The sequence below is a fragment of the Streptomyces roseoviridis genome (assembly GCF_039535235.1).
Lineage (GTDB): Bacteria > Actinomycetota > Actinomycetes > Streptomycetales > Streptomycetaceae > Streptomyces > Streptomyces roseoviridis.
Genome location: NZ_BAAAWU010000001.1, coordinates 4877523 through 4894380 on the forward strand (window position 1 = coordinate 4877523; position 16858 = coordinate 4894380).

Sequence of the window (16858 nt, forward strand, 5' to 3'; positions counted from 1 at the left end):
CCGTCAAGCCCGGCCCGGGGTCGGGTCCAGGTAGACCCGGCGGACGGAGGGGAAGCGGGCGCGGAGGCGGTGCTCCGCCTCCTCGCAGGCCCGTTCGATCTCGGCGGCCGTCGCCACGTCCCGGAAGTCGACCTTCGCCGCCACCAGGACCTCCTCCGGGCCCTGGATCAGCGTCGTCAGGTCCAGGACGCCCACCACCTGCTCCACCGCGAGCAGCTCCTCGCGGACCGCCGCCCGCATCGCGCGCGGCAGCGGGCGGCCCACGAGCAGCTCCGCGTTGGAGCGGCCGAGCACCCACGCCACGTACGCGAGCAGCACCCCGATCAGGATCGAGGCGACGCCGTCCCAGACGCCCGAGCCGGTGAGCTGCCCGCCGAGCAGGCCGCCGGCCGCGAGCATCAGTCCGGCGAGGGCCGCGGAGTCCTCCATGACCACCGCCTTGACCGTGGTGTCCGGCGTCAGGCGCAGATAGCGGGCGAAGGGGGCCCGCACGCGCTCCGCCTCCGCCCTCACCTGCCGGACGGCGGTCCGCAGGCTGAAGCCCTCCAGGACGAAGGCGACGCCGAGCACCACGTACGAGACGAGGGGGTCGCCCAGCTCCTCGCCGTGGGTGAGGGTGTGGACGCCGTCGTACACGGAGAACACCGCGCCGCCGACGAAGGTGGCGACGGCCGCGAGCATCGCCCAGACGTAGCGCTCGCCGCCGTGGCCGAGCGGATGGTCCTCGTCGGCGGGCTTCCCGCTCCGCCGGAGCGCCGTGAGCAGCATGACCTCGGTGACCGTGTCGGCGACCGAGTGCGCCGCCTCGGAGAGCATCGCGCTCGATCCGGAGATCACGCCCGCCACGGCCTTGGCGGCGGCGATCCCGAGGTTCGCCGCCGCGGCCACGATCACGGTGAAGGCGCTCTCACCGCTCTGGCCGTTCCCGCCGTGCTTCCCGCTGTCCGCCATGGACCGGACGGTATGTCCGGTCGTCAGCGCGGAACGCGAACGACACCCTCCTGGATGACGGAGATCGCCAGGTGCCCGTCCTGGGTGTAGATCCGGGCCTGGCCGAGACCGCGCCCGCCGGACGAGGTGGGCGACTCCTGGTCGTAGAGGAGCCATTCGTCCGCCCGGAAGGGGCGGTGGAACCACATCGCGTGGTCGAGGGAGGCGCCGACGACGTCGCCGACCGCCCAGCCGCCCCGCCCGTGCGCCAGCAGGACCGAGTCGAGCAGCGTCATGTCGGAGACGTAGGTGGCGAGGACCACGTGCAGCAGCGGGTCGTCGGCCAGCTTGCCGTTGGTGCGGAACCAGACCTGGGAGCGCGGCTCGCGCGGCTCGCCGACCGAGCCCCACGGCGGGGCGTCGGCATAGCGCAGGTCGACGGCGGCACGCGCCTCGATCAGCCGGTCCGCGACCTCGCGGGGCAGGTGCCGGGGCAGCATCTCGTCGGCCGTCGGCAGCGACTCCGGGTCGGGCGCGGGCGGCATCTCCGCCTGGTGCTCCAGGCCCTCCTCGTACGTCTGGAAGGACGCCGACAGGTGGAAGACCGGCTGGCCGTGCTGGACCGCGACCACCCGGCGGGTGGTGAAGGAACGGCCGTCGCGGATGCGGTCGACCGTGTACACGATCGGCGCGCCCGGGTCCCCGGGGCGCAGGAAGTACGCGTGCAGGGAGTGGGCGAGCCGGTCGCCGGGGACGGTCCGCCCCGCCGCCACCAGCGCCTGGGCGGCCACCTGGCCGCCGAAGACGCGGGGGACGAGCGCGGAGCGGGACTCGCCCCGGAAGATGTCCCGCTCGATCCGCTCCAGGTCGAGCAGAGCGAGCAGGTCATCAAGAGCCGTGTGCGGGTCGGGCACTTACAGACCCATCGACTTGGCGATGATCGACTTCATGATCTCGCTGGTGCCGCCGTAGATGCGGTTGACGCGGTTGTCCGCGTACAGGCGCGCGATCGGGTACTCGTTCATGTAGCCGTAGCCGCCGTGCAGCTGGAGGCAGCGGTCGATGACGCGGTGGGCGACCTCGGTGCAGAAGAGCTTGGCGGAGGCGGCCTCGGCCGGGGTGAGCTCGCCCGCGTCCAGCGCCTCCAGGGCGCGGTCGGCGACGGCCTCGGCGGCGTCGACCTCGGCCTGGCAGGCGGCCAGCTCGAACTTGGTGTTCTGGAAGTGCGCGACCGGCTTGCCGAACACGGTGCGGTCGGTCACGTACTGCTGGGCGAACCGGATCGCGGCCTTGGCCTGGGCGTAGGCGCCGAAGGCGATGCCCCAGCGCTCGGAGGCGAGGTTGTGGCCGAGGTAGGAGAAGCCCTTGCCCTCCTCGCCGAGCAGGTCCTCGGCCGGCACCTTGACGTCGACGAACGCCAGCTCGGCGGTGTCGGAGGTGCGCAGGCCCAGCTTGTCGAGCTTGCGGCCGATCGAGTAGCCCTCGGACTTGGTGTCCACGGCGAAGAGGGAGATGCCGAAGCGGCGGTCCTCGGCCGAGGGGGCGGAGGTGCGGGCGCAGACGATGACGCGGTCGGCGTGGACGCCGCCGGTGATGAAGGTCTTGGCGCCGTTGAGGACGTAGTGGGTGCCGTCCTCGGAGAGCTTGGCGGTGGTCTTCATGCCCGCGACGTCGGAGCCGGTGCCCGGCTCGGTCATCGCGAGGGCCCACATCTCCTCGCCGGAGACGAACTTCGGGAGGTAACGCTTCTTCTGCTCGTCGGTGGCGAGCATCTTGATGTACGGGAGCGCCAGCAGGACGTGCACGCCGGAGCCGCCGAACTGCACGCCGGCCCGAGCGGTCTCCTCGTAGAGGACGGCCTCGAACTTGTGGGTGTCCAGACCGGCGCCGCCGAACTCCTCGGGCACGTTGATGCCGAAGACGCCCAGCTCACCGAGCTTGTAGTAGAAGTCGCGGGGCGCCTGACCGGCGGCGAACCACTCGTCGTAGACCGGAACGACCTCGGCCTCGATGAAGGCCCGGATGGTCTCCCGGAACGCCTCGTGGTCCTCGTTGAATACGGTACGGCGCACGAGCCGCCTCCTTCGGTGTCCTGTCCTGTCCGGCCTGGCGCGAGCGTGTCTAAGCGCTTGCTCAGCCTCCTCCTTATGAAGTTACCGACCGGTCAACCGCTCTGTCCAGAGTCGGTGGATGTGATCCAGCGCCGACCGGCGGTGTCGTACGTGTACGCCGGCCCGTCCGCCGCCCCGCTGGTACGGAACGGCCGCCCGCCCTCGTCCGTGATCCGCACGGTCCCCGAGCGTCCCTTCGAGCTCCATTCCAGCTCCAGGTACCAGCGGCAGTCGCAGCCCGCCGTCCGCGCGGCGACCAGCAGCTCCTCCGGCCCGGTGGCCGTGACCGCGTACGGGAAGGAGACGGCGGGGATCGTGCGGCCGTCGCCGGTCGCGTCGAAGCCGTCCACGGGGCGGGCGAGCGGACGCGGCCGGTCGAGGTCCACGGCGAAGTGGCGCGGGGTGACGGACCCGCCGCAGCCCTCGTCCATCCGGTACGCGCGCCACGGCAGCGGCCCGGCTCGGTCCACCACGCGCACGTGCAGGGCCTGGAGGACGACCGCGTCGGACGACCGCCCCTGGACCGAGATCCGCACGAGCGTCTCCCCGCCGTGCACGGCCCCCTGCGCCGCCGCCCAGCTCTGCGCGTCGGCGGCCTCCGGCGGGCCAGGGGGCGTCCGCTGCACGAGGTAGGTGTGCCCGCACCCGTTCTCCCAGATGTGCGAGGCGACCGTCCACGTCAGCGGCGCCGGTGCCTCGGCCGCCCGCTCCCGTGCCTTGCCGGGCAGGAGTACGGCTCCGAGCGTCACCGCCCCCACGAGCGCCAGCAGCCCGGTGACCACGCCCGCCCAGCCCCACCGGCGCCACCGGGACGGGAGGCCCGGCACGTGCGCGTGCACGGGTGCCGGCTCGGGCTCGGGGGCCGGCTCCGGGTTCGGCCGGGGCTGCGGGCTCGGCGGGGGCTCCGGGGCGCACTCGGGCTCCGTGCCGGGCTCGGACCCTCCGCCGGACCGGGGCCGAGTGCCGCACTCGGACCCCGCCCCGGGCTCGGGCAGCGCGGGGCGGCGGGCGCGGTCCGCGCGGCTCCAGGCCGCCTCCAGGGCCCGTCGCTCCTCCTCGTCCGCCCCGCACAGCAGGGCGAGGCGGTCGACCACGGCGAACTGCTCCGGGACGGTCGTCCCCGAGCAGTAGCGGTGGAGGGTGGACGCGCTGACGCTCAGGCGCCGGCCCAGCGCCTCGTAACTCCTCCCGTCCCGCGCCTTCAGCGTGCGCACGAGCCCCGCGAACTCCTCGACGGCGGCGTCCTTCGGCATTCCATCCCCTTCGACCCTGCGTCCCACCCTTCACGTCCCTGCACGTCAGCGGGGGTGAAACGGTTCCGGGACGGAGGAACGGCGCGTCACCGTTGCAGATGGCGGGTCCCCGGCCCGACGCTGGGTGGGCACTGACCGAACGACCCGACGGGGGATCCACCAGCATGAACAAGCTCCGTACCGCACTCGCCACCGCCGCCGCTGCCGCCCTGGGCCTCGCGGCCCTGGCAACGGCTCCGGCGCAGGCGGCCGCCCAGCCCGCCTTCCTCGCCGCCTCCCAGATGCCGCCGTCGTCGACGCCGTGGACCGCCACCCAGGTCTTCACCGGCGTCCCGGAGAACGGCGGCGTCCTCTGCGCCTCGTACAAGATCCCGGCGCAGAACAGCCGCTACCGCGAGTTCAGCACCGAGCTCGACACCAACGGCGTCCAGGTCACCACCGTCGCCCGCACCGAGGCCGACGCCGTGAAGCTGGTCGACACCCTCCGTAAGTCCCTGGCCGGCTGCGGCCCCCTGCTGGAGCGGCAGAACCCGGGTCTCAAGGCCGTCAGCGCCGCCCACGGCAAGCTGGCCGTCGAGGAGGGCGCCTGGGTCTACAGCCTGGACACCGCCGACCCGCAGGTCGGCAACTCCGACATCCACCTGTTCTCCGTCGGCCGCGACGGCCGCACCGTCACCCTCGTCCGCTGGGGCCAGATGGGCGACCTGAAGGACGCCCCGCTGAACGCCTTCCGGACGACGACGAAGACCGCGGTCAACAAGCTCTGGTCCTGAGTCCGGGACCGGTCGCCGGACCGGTCGCCGGAGGCCGCCGGCTCGGGGCTCCGTCCACTTCCCCGCCATGGGGGTCGATCCTGCCGCCCGGATTTCGATTCAGCTCGACCGGTCGGCAGGATCGGTGGTGCGCAGCCCCGACCGTGAGGGGAGGGCGTTGCCTACCGCCCGGCCTTGACGCTCGTGATGAACGAGGTCCAGCCTGCCGCGGCGAAGACGAGCGCGGGGCCGTGAGGGTTCTTCGAGTCGCGGACCGGGACGCCCGACGGATGGCCGTCGAGGACCTCGACGCAACTGCCGCCTTCGTTTCCGCTGTACGTCGACTTGCGCCAGCCGGTCAGGACCGAGGCGTCGGGGATGGTTCGTTCATTCACGGTGTCCGTAGCCCTTCACTGTCGCCCGCAGGAGGGCAAGTGACTCCTTGAGCGGCAGTGCGTCGCTCAGTGCAAGATCGTAGGCGCCTTCGAGGCGGTCGACCACGGTTGGTGAGTCGTGCACCTGCCCCACCTGGATGCCCTCCGAGTACGCCACTGGTGGCTGGTCCTCGAACTTCATGAGCGTGAGCATGCCTTGCATCAGGGTGTGGACTCCCAGCCCGAACGGCAGCACATGGACCCTCACCCGCCCCGACTCCACCAGGCGGACCATGTGCGTGATCTGCTGCGCCATGACCTCCTCGCTGCCCACGACCCGGCGCAGTACCGCCTCGTCGATCAGCGCCCAGACCACCGGGTTCACCGGATTGACCAGCACCTTCGCGCGCTGGAGACGTGTGACAACGAGCCTGTCACATTCTTCTTCACTCACAGGGGGGAAGGAGGTACTCAGAACCGCACGCGCGTACTTCTCCGTCTGAAGGATGCCCGGAACGAACGACAGGGCGAACTCGCGGATCACCGTCGCCTGTTGTTCGAGTTCCAGCGCCGCCTCGAAGTAGTCCGCGACCGCCACGTCCTGCTTGGGCAGGAAGCTCTGCAACACATCGCCCGTGCTCAGCGCCCTGTCGAGCCTGCGGGCGTCCTCCTGTGAGGGAATCCGGCGGCCCGCCTCGATGTGGGCGATGTGCGAGCGGGTCATGATCGTACGGTCCGCCAGCTCCTGTTGGGTGAGGCCGGCGGCCTCGCGTCGGGCCTTCAACCACTCGCCGTAGACATTCGTCATCGTCAACTCCCTTGTGACAAAGGCTCTGTCACACCGAACCCCCTGGTCAGGGTAGCCCTGCTGGTCTCACGCTGTGAGGGAATCGCTACAGAGCGCAGTTCCGGCGGGCGGACGAGCCCTGCGGAGCCGCGCACGCGAGACCCCCGCGACCGAGGCGACCGGTCCGGGGGCGTGGCCATCAACTACGCAGGAGCTGACGACGTGTTGCACTGTATCGCCCGGATCATCGACCCGCTGCTGCGACTGCTGTGGCCTCCGCCGCCCGGACGCCATCGCCCGCCGTGCGCCCGCACCCTCGTCGTACGCCCTCTCTCCGATGCCGGTGCCGAAGCCGAAGCCGGTCCCGTTCCGACCTCCGAGCCGTATCTCCGGGGAGAGGACAGCCCGCTCGTTCGGCCCTACCTCCTGGCCCATGAGCGCCGTCAGGCCGAGGCGCGGAGTCAGCGAGGCCGTCGTCGGGCCCTCTGGCTCGCCGTGCACGGCATCGACATCGGTCCCCGCGTCATCCACGGAAGGGAGGTCGCGGCGTGAACCGGCCGGCCACGGAAGCCGTCCGTCTGCTCCCCTGGACCGGCGCCGAGGGGAAGCCCTGCTATCTGATCGGTGACGGCCGGGGATACGTCTCCCGCGTCGCCGACAACGTCGAGAGCGTGCAGCTCGGCATGGCCGCCGATCTCCTCGGTCATGTCGAGGACCTGTTGAGCGACCGTTCGGCGACTCCTGAGCAGCTCCGCTACGTCGTCGCCCGCCTGGCCGAGTCCCTGCGCGAGGTCCACCGCGTCGCGCGGAGCCGGGGCGCGCGGCTGGCGATGGACCCCGGCGACGTCTCCTAGCCGGAGGCCGCGAGCGGACCTCGGCTCACAGGGCGCCGAGCGCGAACCACAGCTCCATGCGCACGTCCGGGTCGTCCAGGTCCCGGTCGAGGAGGGCCGCGGCGCGGGCGATGCGCTGGCGGACGGTGTTGCGGTGGACGCCCGTCGCCACCGCCGTCCGGTCCCAGCTGCCGTGCAGCGACAGCCAGGTCCGCAGCGTCTCCGTCAACGGCCCGGATCCGCCGAGCGGGGCGAGCAGCTCGCGGGCGTGGGCGGCGGCCTCGTCCGGGTCCACGAGGCCGGCGAACCCGGCCGCGCGGTGCCGGACCAGGGCCGCCCGGGTCGCCTGCGCACGCCGCAGGGCCCGGGCCGCCTGGGCGTCGGCCACGGCCAGATCCGCCGCCTCGGCGGGGGCGCCGGCCCCGAGGGTCCACCCGGGCTGGGCGGTGACGGGCTCGGAGGCGGGCAGGAGCAGCCGTACGACGTCGGAGCCGGCCTCCACCAGCGGTGTCCCCAGGGCCGCCGCCAGCGCCTCCGCCGCGAACGGCGTGCCGTCGCCGCCGCGCGCGTGCACGACGGTCCACGGCCCGGCGCCCAGGGCCCGCGCCGCGTCCGCCGGGTCGGCCCCGAGGAGCAGGCGGACCAGGGCCGTGTCGCGGGCGGTCACGTCGGCGGCGCGGTGCGGGGCGGTCAACAGGGAGAGCAGGACGACCGCGACGCCCGCGATCGTGTGGTCGCCCGGCTCCCGGCGTTCCGCCGCGACCCCCAGCGCCAGCCCCTCACCGCCGCCCAGCGCGTACGCCGCGAGGCGCAGCCCGCCGCCGTCGCCGCTCGCCGACGCAGGGCCGCCGGGGCGCGGCCCCACCACCCGCGCCAGGTCCGCCAGGGCCCGCGACGCCTCCGGCGGGACGTCCCGGCCGGCCGCCGCCGACTCCGTACCGCCCGGGCCGAACAGCACCGCGCGACCGCCGAGGCGCGAGGCGAGGGCGCCGAGCACCGCCGGCACGGGGGCCGGGCGGGCGGCGGCGGTCGCCAGGGACTGCTGGGCCTCGCTGACCCGGCGCAGCTCGTGCAGCCGGGCCTCGGCCATCAGCCGCCACAGCGCCCGGGCGACGGCGGTGAACGGGGTGCGGGGCGGGACCTCCACGAGCGGCAGACCGTGCCGTGCGCAGGCCGCGACCAGTTCCTGCGGCACCGTGTCGTACACCGGGGTCACGCCGAAACCGAGCGCGGCCGCCCCGGCCTCCACCACCCGCTCGACGTACCGCGCGGGATCCGCGAGCTGCACGCCCGCCGTCATCAACAGCTCGCCGCCCAGCAGATACGGGTAGGGATCGGCCATCTCCGACGTGTGGACCCAGTGCAGCGACACCTCCGCCGAACCGGTGAGCAGCCGCAGGCCCAGCTCCTCGCGGGCGAGCAGGGTGGCCAGCGGGACGGGCGGCACCGGCGGGCCGGGCGGCGTCGTGGGCTGCGTGGCGGGCGGCGTGGCCCCGGGCGGTCCGGCAGGGGGCGGAGTCCCGGCGGCGTCCGAGGCGTTCATGGGTATGGATCCTTCGTACAGTCCCCGTCCCGACAGTGGATAAAACGTACACTTCTCCGCCGCTGCCCGGCCACCTACTGTCGATGCCGTCCGAAGAAGCACCTCCAGGAGGCCCCGACCATGAGCAGCAGCGACCAGAACACCCCGCGCGGCCCGATCGACTCGTCCCGCATCCCGCGGTACGCCGGTCCCGCGACGTTCGCCCGGCTGCCGCGCCTCGACGAGGTCGGCACCGCCGACGTCGCCGTGGTCGGCGTCCCCTTCGACAGCGGCGTCTCCTACCGCCCCGGCGCCCGCTTCGGCGGCAACGCCATCCGCGAGGCGTCCCGTCTGCTGCGCCCCTACAACCCGGCCCAGGACGCCTCTCCGTTCGCGCTCGCCCAGGTCGCCGACGCCGGTGACATCGCCGCCAACCCGTTCAACATCAACGAGGCGGTCGAGACCGTCGAGGCCGCCGCCGACGACCTGCTCGCCACCGGCGCCCGCCTGATGACCCTGGGCGGCGACCACACCATCGCGCTGCCGCTGCTGCGTTCCGTCGCCAAGAAGCACGGGCCGGTCGCGCTGCTCCACTTCGACGCCCACCTGGACACATGGGACACCTACTTCGGCGCCGAGTACACCCACGGCACCCCGTTCCGCCGGGCCGTGGAGGAGGGCATCCTCGACACCGAGGCCCTGTCGCACGTCGGCACCCGCGGCCCGCTCTACGGCAAGCAGGACCTCACCGACGACGAGAAGATGGGCTTCGGCATCGTGACCTCGGCGGACATCTACCGCCGCGGTGCCGACGAGGTCGCCGACCAGCTGCGCCAGCGCATCGGCGACCGCCCGCTGTACATCTCCATCGACATCGACTGCCTCGACCCGGCCCACGCCCCGGGCACCGGCACCCCCGAGGCGGGCGGCATGACCTCCCGCGAACTCCTGGAGATCCTGCGCGGCCTCTCCTCCTGCAACCTGGTGTCCGCCGACGTCGTGGAGGTGGCCCCCGCCTACGACCACGCCGAGATCACCGCGGTCGCCGCCTCCCACACGGCGTACGAGCTGACGACGATCATGTCCCGCCAGATCGCGGCGAGCCGCGAGGCGAAGTAACCCGGGAAGGACCGCCGGGGCGGGCCCGGCGCCCCGGCGCCCGCCCCGCCGCCTGCCCGGCAGGTCCGGGCACGGCCCCTCGCCCGCGCCCCGCGGGGCGCCCGCCGCGCCGCTGTCCGGCGGGGCGCCCCGACCCGCACCGCGCTCCTCGTCGGGCCCGCCGTCGGACCCGCGCGTCCCGCGCGCGACACTCGTCCTCGTCGGGTGGCGACCCGACCCGGCCACCGGCCGCCCCGACCGACAGCCAAGGGACCCCATGACTCACGACCACGACCTGGTGCTCCGGCCCACCGCGGCGCAGACGCGGGCGGCCCTGAACCCGCCCGCGGGGCGGACCGGGGGCGACCTCGTCGTCGAGACGCTGTCCGGCCTCGGGGCCACCACCGTCTTCGGGCTGCCCGGGCAGCACGCCCTCGGCATGTTCGACGCGCTGCGGCGGTCGGACCTGAGGTACGTGGGGCTGCGCGTCGAGAACAACGCCGGCTTCGCCGCCGACGCGTACGGCCGGATCACCGGCGAGGCCGCCCCGCTGCTGCTCTCCACCGGCCCCGGCGCCCTCATGTCGCTCGCCGCGCTCCAGGAGGCGGCCGCCGCCTCCGCGCCCGTCCTCGCCATCGGCAGCCAGGTCCCGGTCGCCGGGCTCGGCGGCGGCCGGCACGGGTACCTGCACGAGCTGCGCGACCAGCAGGCGTCGTTCCGGGACGTCGTGAAGTCCGTCCACACGGTCCGTACGCAGTCCCAGATCCCGTCCGCGATCGCCGCCGCGTGGAAGTCGGCGCTCACCGCCCCGCACGGGCCGGTCTGGGTGGAGATCCCCGAGGACGTGCTGCGCGCGCAGACCCGCCTGCCGGTCGTCACCGCCATGGACGCCACCCCCGACGAGGTCGTGCCCCGGCCCGAGCTGACCGCCGTCGCCGCCGACCTCCTGGCGAAGGCGGCCCGGCCGGTGATCGTCGCGGGCGGCGGAGTCGTACGGTCGGACGCCTCCGGCAAGCTGCGCGCTCTCGCCGAGCGGATCGCCGCCCCCGTCGTCACCACCTTCGGCGGCAAGGGCGCCTTCCCGTGGACGCACCCGCTGTCGCTCCAGTCCTGGCTGGAGGACCGGCACACCACGGACTTCCTGGAGGACGCCGACGTCCTCCTCGTCGTCGGCTCCGGCCTCGGCGAGCTGTCCTCGAACTACCACACCTTCGCCCCGCGCGGCCGGGTGATCCAGATCGAGGCCGACGCCGGAAAGCTGGAGGCCAACCACCCCGCCCTCGGCATCCACGCGGACGCCCGCCTCGCGCTCCAGGCGATCCTGGAGACGGTGGACGTGCGGGAGGACGCCGAGGCGCCCGAGCGGGTACGCGCGCTGCTCGCCAGGATCGCGGACCGGCTCGCCGCCCAGGACCTCGGCCTGGAGCAGCGGGTCGTCGCCGCCGTGCGCGAGGCGCTGCCGGACCGGGCGCCCAGCTTCTGGGACATGACGATCCTGGCCTACTGGGCCTGGTCCGCCTTCGACGCCCGCCGCGCCAACACCATGCACTCCGCCCAGGGCTCCGGCGGCCTCGGCTACGCCTTCCCCGCCGCCCTCGGCGCGGCCGTCGCCGACCCGACGACCCCGGTCCTCGCGGTCTCCGGCGACGGGGGCGCGATGTACTCGATCGCGGAGCTGGCGACGGCGAAGCAGTACGGGCTCGACGTCACCTGGCTGATCGTGGACGACGGCGGCTACGGGATCCTGCGCGAGTACATGACGGACGCCTTCGGCGAGGCCACGGGGACCGAGCTGTCCCGCCCCGACTTCGTCGCCCTCGCCGGATCCTTCGGCGTCCCGGCCACCCTCACCTCCCCCGACACCCTCGCCGAGGACCTCTCCGAGGCCCTGGCCACCCCGGGCCCGTCGGTGGTGGTCCTCCCGGCCCTGCTGCGGATGTTCGAGCCGACACACCTGTGAGTGAACGGCGTCTGGCGCGCCGATCCGACGAGGCATATCCTCCGTGTGTCGCAGATATATGGAGGATGTGCCATGTCGAACCTGTACGTGGAAGTCGATGACCTGGCCCTCGCCGAGGCTGCGGAGATACTGGGCACGAAGACGAAGAAGGACACGGTCAACGCGGCCTTGCGGGAGGTCGCGCGCCGGCACGAGCGGCTGCGGGCGCTGGAGAAGCTCACCGAGATGGCCGAGCAGGGCGACTTCGACATCCTCATGGACAAGGCGAACTACCGTCGATGACCCCGCTCACCTACCTCGTCGACACCTCGGCCGCCGTGCGGATCATCGCCAAGAAGCACGTACAGGAACAATGGCGGAAGTTCGTGACCGAGGGCGTCGTCGGCCTGTGCGACATCACCGAGCTGGAGATCCTCTGCTCCGCCCAGTCCGCCAACGACCGCCTCGCCAAGGAAGAGCTGCTCGGGCAGCTGTTCCACTGGACCGCCGTCCCCGACGGCGTCTACTCCCGTGCCCGCCGCGTCCAGCAGATGCTGACCAACCGAGGAGAGCACCGCAGCGCCGGCCCCGTCGACCTGCTGGTCGCCGCGACCGCCGAGCTGTCGGGCCTCACGCTGCTCCACTACGACCGGGACTTCGAGGCCATCGCCCGCGTCACCGGCCAGCCCGCGCAGTGGGTCGCCCCGCCCGGAACGGCGTGACCTCCGCCGGTCTTTGAGCCCAACAGCCTGTGCCTGGCCCGCGCCCGGCCCCTGCGGGGTCGGGCGCGGCCCGGTCCACACCGGAGCCTCAGCTGCCCGCCAGCTCCGCCCACGCCTTCCGGTACGCGGCGACCCGGGCCTCGTACCCCTGCCGGAACTCCTCCGCCGCGCCCTGCCCGAGCCCGTGCAGCGGCATGCGCTCCGGGCGTATCAGCCTGGCGATGTCGGCGAAGACCACCGCGGCGGCCTCGGCGACGGTCCCGCCCTTCTGCCGCGCGGTGAACACCTGCCCGCCGACGCCCCGCAGGTGGTCCTCGAACACGCTCCGCGGCATGTAGGCCGTCCGCCGCACCTGCTGCTCCGGCACCGGTGCGATCCTCCCGGTCCCCGCGATGCCCTCCAGCACCAGCAGCGCCGCGTACAGCTCACCCCAGGCGTACGGCCTGCCCTCCTCGACCCGCGACACGGACCACCCCTTCCCCTCCGCTCCCAGGCGGCCGCCCGGCGGCGGCCGTCTGGTTCCTACCCACCGCGCCGCCGATTGTTGCGGCGGGATGAAATCGCACGTCGGGGGTGTTGGGCCTTCCGGTAGAGCAGAATCGACGGGAGAGGCCACGTGGCGGCGGTGGGGCAGGAAGAACAGACCGGGAGCGCCCGGCAGGGGTGGGCGCGCAGGCTGTGGGCGTACGCCTGGCGGTACCGGACGGACGTCGTGCTCGCGCTCGGCTCGTCCCTGGCCGGCATGGCCGTCCTCGCGCTCGTCCCCCTCATCACCAAGGTGATCATCGACGACGTCATCGGGGCCGGGACCCGGTCGCTCACCGTCTGGACCGGCCTCCTCGTCGGCGCGGCCGTCCTCGTCTACGTCCTCACCTACGTCCGCCGCTATTACGGCGGCCGCCTCGCCCTCGACGTCCAGCGGGACCTCCGCGACGACATGTACGCCACCATCGTGCGGCTCGACGGGCGGCGGCAGGACGAGCTGTCCACCGGGCAGGTCGTCGGGCGCGCCACCAGCGACCTCCAGCTGATCCAGGGCCTGCTGTTCATGCTCCCGATGACGATCGGGAACGTCCTGCTCTTCCTCATCTCGCTGGCCGTGATGGCCTGGCTGTCGATCCCGCTCACCCTCGTCGCCCTCGCCGTCGCCCCCGCCCTGTGGTACATCGCCAAGCTCAGCCGCACCCGCCTCCACCCCGCCACCTGGGCCGCCCAGCAGGAGGCCGCCGCCGTCGCCGGCGTCGTCGACGGGGCCGTGACCGGGGTCCGGGTCGTCAAGGGCTTCGGGCAGGAGGCACAGGAGACCGGCAAGATCCGCGCCGCGGGCCGCCGCCTCTTCGCCGCCCGGCTGCGCACCATCCGGCTGAACGCGCTCTACACCCCCGCCCTCCAGGCCGTGCCCGCCCTCGGCCAGGTCGCCGTCCTCGCCCTCGGCGGCTGGCTCGCCTACCGGGGCCAGATCTCGCTGGGCACCTTCGTCGCCTTCTCCTCCTACCTGGCCTCGCTCGTCGGCCCGGTCCGCATGCTCGCGATGGTCCTCACCGTCGGCCAGCAGGCCCGCGCCGGCGTCGAGCGGGTCGTCGAGCTGATCGACACCGAGCCCGCGATCAAGGACGGCACGAAGGTGCTGCCGGCCGACGCGCCCGCCACCGTCGAGTTCGACGACGTCTCCTTCGCGTACGGGGACGCCGGGCGCGACGGGGACGCCGAGGGATCCGGCAGCGGCACCCGGCCCGTCCTCGACGGCTTCTCGCTGGAGATCCGGGCCGGCGAGACCGTCGCCGTCGTCGGCGCCTCCGGCTCCGGCAAGTCCACCGTCTCGCTGCTGCTTCCCCGCTTCTACGACGTGACCCGCGGCGCCGTCCTCGTCGGCGGCCACGACGTGCGCGAGCTGACCCTGGAGTCGCTGCGGGCCGCGATCGGCCTGGTCCCCGAGGACTCCTTCCTCTTCTCCGACACCGTCCGCGCCAACATCGCGTACGGCGTCCCCGACGCGACCGACGGGCAGATCGAGGCCGCCGCCCGCGCCGCCCAGGCGGACCGTTTCATCGCCGAGCTGCCCGAGGGCTACGACACCAAGGTCGGCGAGCACGGCCTCACCCTCTCCGGCGGCCAGCGCCAGCGCATCGCCCTCGCCCGCGCGATCCTCACCGACCCGAGGCTGCTCGTCCTGGACGACGCCACCTCCGCCGTCGACGCCCGGGTCGAGCACGAGATCCACGAGGCCCTGAAGGCCGTGATGGCGGGCCGCACGACCCTGCTCATCGCCCACCGCCGCTCCACCCTCGGCCTCGCCGACCGGATCGCCGTCCTCGACGGCGGCCGGCTCGCCGACCTCGGCACCCACGAGGAGCTCCAGGAGCGCTCGGCGCTCTACCGGCAGCTCCTCACCGACCCCGACGAACTCGGCGGCGTCTCGCCCGGCCACACCCCGGCCGGCGCGGCCGAGGAGACGGACGAGGAGGACCGCGCCCTGCGGGCCGAGCTGGACGCCGAGTTCGACGCCGAGCGGGGCATCACCCCGGCCCTGTGGGTGCGCGAAGGCCGCCCTGACGGCGACGACCGCGCGACCCGTGCCGCCGGGGCCACCCCCGAACTGCTCGCCGCCGTCGAGGCGCTGCCGCCGGCCGACGGCACCCCGGACGTCGACGAGACCCGGGCCGTCGAGCCCGAGGAGACCTACGGGCTGCGCCGGCTGCTGCGCGGCTTCGGACTGCCGCTCCTGGTCAGCCTGGGCCTGGTCGCCCTCGACGCGGGCGCCGGACTGCTCCTGCCCGTCCTGATCCGGCACGGCATCGACGAGGGCGTGAACCAGCTCGCGATCGGTGCCGTCTGGGCCGCCTCCCTGCTCGCCCTCGGCACGGTCGTCGTGCAGTGGGCCGCGCAGACCGCCGAGATCCGCATGACCGGACGCACCGGCGAGCGGGTCCTCTACGCGCTGCGCCTGAAGATCTTCGCCCAGCTCCAGCGGCTCGGCCTCGACTACTACGAGCGCGAGCTCACCGGCCGGATCATGACCCGGATGACGACGGACGTCGACGCCCTGTCGACCTTCCTCCAGACCGGCCTGGTCACCGCCTTCGTCTCCGTCGTCACCTTCTTCGGGATCATGGTGGCGCTCCTCGTGCTCGACCTCCAGCTCGCCCTGGTGGTCTTCGCCACCCTGCCGGTCCTCGCGGTCGCGACGTACTTCTTCCGCCGCTCCAGCGTGAAGGCGTACGAGCTGGCCCGGGAGCGGATCAGCGTCGTCAACGGAGACCTCCAGGAGTCGGTCGCCGGCCTGCGGATCGTGCAGGCGTTCGGCCGGGAGCGGTCGGGCGCCGAGCGGTTCGCCGAGCGCGGTGCCGCCTACCGGGACGCGCGCGTGCGCGGCCAGTGGCTGATCTCCGTCTACTTCCCCTTCGTGACCCTGCTGTCCTCGGTGGCGGCCGCCGCCGTGATGATCGTGGGCGCGAACCGGATCCAGGCGGGCACCCTCACCACCGGCGCCCTCGTCGCCTACCTCCTCTACATCGACCTCTTCTTCGCCCCGGTCCAGCAGCTCTCCCAGGTCTTCGACGGCTACCAGCAGGCCGCGGTCTCGCTGAAGCGGATGCAGGAGCTCCTCCAGGAGCCGACGTCCACCGCCCCCGCCGACGCCCCGCTCGACGTGCCCTCGCTGCGCGGCGAGATCGCCTTCGAGGACGTGTCCTTCGGCTACGGACCGGCCGACGGCGGGGAGCGGGCCCTGTCGGACATCGACCTGCGCATCCCGGCCGGCCAGACGGTGGCCTTCGTCGGTGAGACCGGCGCGGGCAAGTCGACGCTGGTCAAGCTGGTCGCCCGGTTCTACGACCCGACGGGCGGGCGGGTCACCGCGGACGGCACCGACCTGCGCGAGCTCGACCTCACCGCGTACCGGCACCGGCTCGGCGTCGTGCCGCAGGAGGCGTATCTGTTCGCCGGGACGGTCCGGGACGCCATCGCGTACGGGCGTCCCGACGCCACCGACGCGGAGGTGGAGGCGGCGGCCCGGGCGGTCGGCGCCCACGACATGATCGCCACCCTCGACGGTGGCTACCTCCACGAGGTCGCCGAGCGCGGCCGGAACCTGTCCGCGGGCCAGCGCCAGCTGATCGCCCTGGCCCGCGCCGAGCTGGTCGACCCCGACGTGCTGCTGCTCGACGAGGCCACCGCCGCCCTCGACCTGGCCACCGAGGCCCAGGTCAACGCGGCCACCGACCGCCTGGCCGGCCGCCGCACCACCCTGGTCGTGGCCCACCGCCTCACCACCGCCGCCCGCGCCGACCGGGTGATCGTCATGGACCACGGCCGGATCGCCGAGGACGGCACCCACGACGAACTGCTCGCCCGCGGCGGCCGCTACGCGCAGCTGTGGCGCACCTTCGTCGGCGAGCCCGCCGACGGGGCCGACCGGCCGGCGAAGGAGGAACGGGCGGGCGCGGAGGCGATCTGAGTACGGGCGGCCGTGCCCGACGGCCGACGGGGCAGGTCGGGTACGGGCGGCCGTGCCCGGCGGGTGCCGAGGCGATCTGAG

At 73.6% G+C, this 16858-nt stretch carries 15 protein-coding genes; 7 read left to right on the forward strand and 8 right to left on the reverse strand.

What is annotated here, in order from left to right; all coding sequences use genetic code 11:
* Positions 1 to 3: 3 nt before the first annotated feature.
* The 4 genes from ABD954_RS22140 to ABD954_RS22155 form a co-directional block, all read right to left on the reverse strand.
* On the reverse strand, positions 4 to 951 hold the full coding sequence (locus ABD954_RS22140; RefSeq protein ID WP_345488135.1) for a cation diffusion facilitator family transporter: 948 nt from the start codon (positions 949 to 951) through the stop codon (positions 4 to 6).
* Between the two features lie 23 nt (positions 952 to 974).
* Entirely contained in the window at positions 975 to 1844 is an 870-nt protein-coding gene (locus tag ABD954_RS22145; protein ID WP_345488136.1) for an acyl-CoA thioesterase, read from the reverse strand.
* Positions 1845 to 3002 carry an acyl-CoA dehydrogenase family protein gene (locus ABD954_RS22150; RefSeq protein ID WP_345488137.1) on the reverse strand — a complete coding sequence of 386 codons (1158 nt, stop codon included), beginning with the start codon at positions 3000 to 3002 and terminating at the stop codon, positions 1845 to 1847.
* Between the two features lie 92 nt (positions 3003 to 3094).
* On the reverse strand, positions 3095 to 4294 hold the full coding sequence (locus ABD954_RS22155; RefSeq protein ID WP_345488138.1) for a helix-turn-helix domain-containing protein: 1200 nt from the start codon (positions 4292 to 4294) through the stop codon (positions 3095 to 3097).
* Positions 4295 to 4458: 164 nt separating this feature from the next.
* Between ABD954_RS22155 and ABD954_RS22160 the strand changes: the two genes are divergently transcribed.
* On the forward strand, positions 4459 to 5067 hold the full coding sequence (locus tag ABD954_RS22160) for a hypothetical protein (protein ID WP_345488139.1): 609 nt from the start codon (positions 4459 to 4461) through the stop codon (positions 5065 to 5067).
* A gap of 161 nt (positions 5068 to 5228) precedes the next feature.
* On the opposite strand, the gene ABD954_RS22165 is transcribed toward ABD954_RS22160, so the two are convergent.
* On the reverse strand, positions 5229 to 5441 hold the full coding sequence (locus ABD954_RS22165) for a DUF397 domain-containing protein (protein WP_345488140.1): 213 nt from the start codon (positions 5439 to 5441) through the stop codon (positions 5229 to 5231).
* The gene (locus tag ABD954_RS22170) at positions 5434 to 6228 is read right to left on the reverse strand and encodes a helix-turn-helix domain-containing protein (RefSeq protein WP_345488141.1); all 795 of its coding nucleotides are present in this window, start codon (positions 6226 to 6228) and stop codon (positions 5434 to 5436) included. The genes ABD954_RS22165 and ABD954_RS22170 overlap by 8 nt, the downstream gene beginning before the upstream one ends.
* 527 nt (positions 6229 to 6755) lie before the next feature.
* On the opposite strand from ABD954_RS22170, the gene ABD954_RS22175 reads away from it, so the two are divergent.
* Positions 6756 to 7061 carry a hypothetical protein gene (locus ABD954_RS22175; protein WP_345488143.1) on the forward strand — a complete coding sequence of 102 codons (306 nt, stop codon included), beginning with the start codon at positions 6756 to 6758 and terminating at the stop codon, positions 7059 to 7061.
* A 25-nt stretch (positions 7062 to 7086) separates the two neighbouring features.
* On the opposite strand, the gene ABD954_RS22180 is transcribed toward ABD954_RS22175, so the two are convergent.
* Entirely contained in the window at positions 7087 to 8583 is a 1497-nt protein-coding gene (locus ABD954_RS22180; RefSeq protein WP_345488144.1) for a PucR family transcriptional regulator, read from the reverse strand.
* 120 nt (positions 8584 to 8703) lie between these two features.
* Here ABD954_RS22180 and speB point away from each other — a divergent pair, with 120 nt between their 5' ends.
* The 4 genes from speB (at position 8704) to ABD954_RS22200 (ending at position 12321) form a co-directional block, all read left to right on the forward strand.
* Positions 8704 to 9681 (forward strand): agmatinase, encoded by a 978-nt coding sequence (gene speB, locus ABD954_RS22185; RefSeq protein WP_345488145.1) that lies wholly within the window; start codon positions 8704 to 8706, stop codon positions 9679 to 9681.
* A gap of 256 nt (positions 9682 to 9937) precedes the next feature.
* Positions 9938 to 11620 carry a thiamine pyrophosphate-binding protein gene (locus ABD954_RS22190; protein WP_345488146.1) on the forward strand — a complete coding sequence of 561 codons (1683 nt, stop codon included), beginning with the start codon at positions 9938 to 9940 and terminating at the stop codon, positions 11618 to 11620.
* A gap of 72 nt (positions 11621 to 11692) precedes the next feature.
* The gene (locus ABD954_RS22195) at positions 11693 to 11902 is read left to right on the forward strand and encodes a type II toxin-antitoxin system VapB family antitoxin (protein ID WP_345488147.1); all 210 of its coding nucleotides are present in this window, start codon (positions 11693 to 11695) and stop codon (positions 11900 to 11902) included.
* Positions 11899 to 12321, forward strand: a complete 423-nt coding sequence (locus tag ABD954_RS22200; RefSeq protein ID WP_345488148.1) for a PIN domain nuclease — start codon at positions 11899 to 11901, stop codon at positions 12319 to 12321. The genes ABD954_RS22195 and ABD954_RS22200 overlap by 4 nt, the downstream gene beginning before the upstream one ends.
* Before the next feature lie 88 nt (positions 12322 to 12409).
* Here the strand turns inward: ABD954_RS22200 and ABD954_RS22205 are convergent, their stop codons facing one another.
* The gene (locus tag ABD954_RS22205) at positions 12410 to 12787 is read right to left on the reverse strand and encodes a hypothetical protein (RefSeq protein WP_345488149.1); all 378 of its coding nucleotides are present in this window, start codon (positions 12785 to 12787) and stop codon (positions 12410 to 12412) included.
* Positions 12788 to 12937: 150 nt separating this feature from the next.
* On the opposite strand from ABD954_RS22205, the gene ABD954_RS22210 reads away from it, so the two are divergent.
* The gene (locus ABD954_RS22210) at positions 12938 to 16777 is read left to right on the forward strand and encodes an ABC transporter ATP-binding protein (protein ID WP_345488150.1); all 3840 of its coding nucleotides are present in this window, start codon (positions 12938 to 12940) and stop codon (positions 16775 to 16777) included.
* The last annotated feature ends 81 nt before the right edge of the window (positions 16778 to 16858 follow it).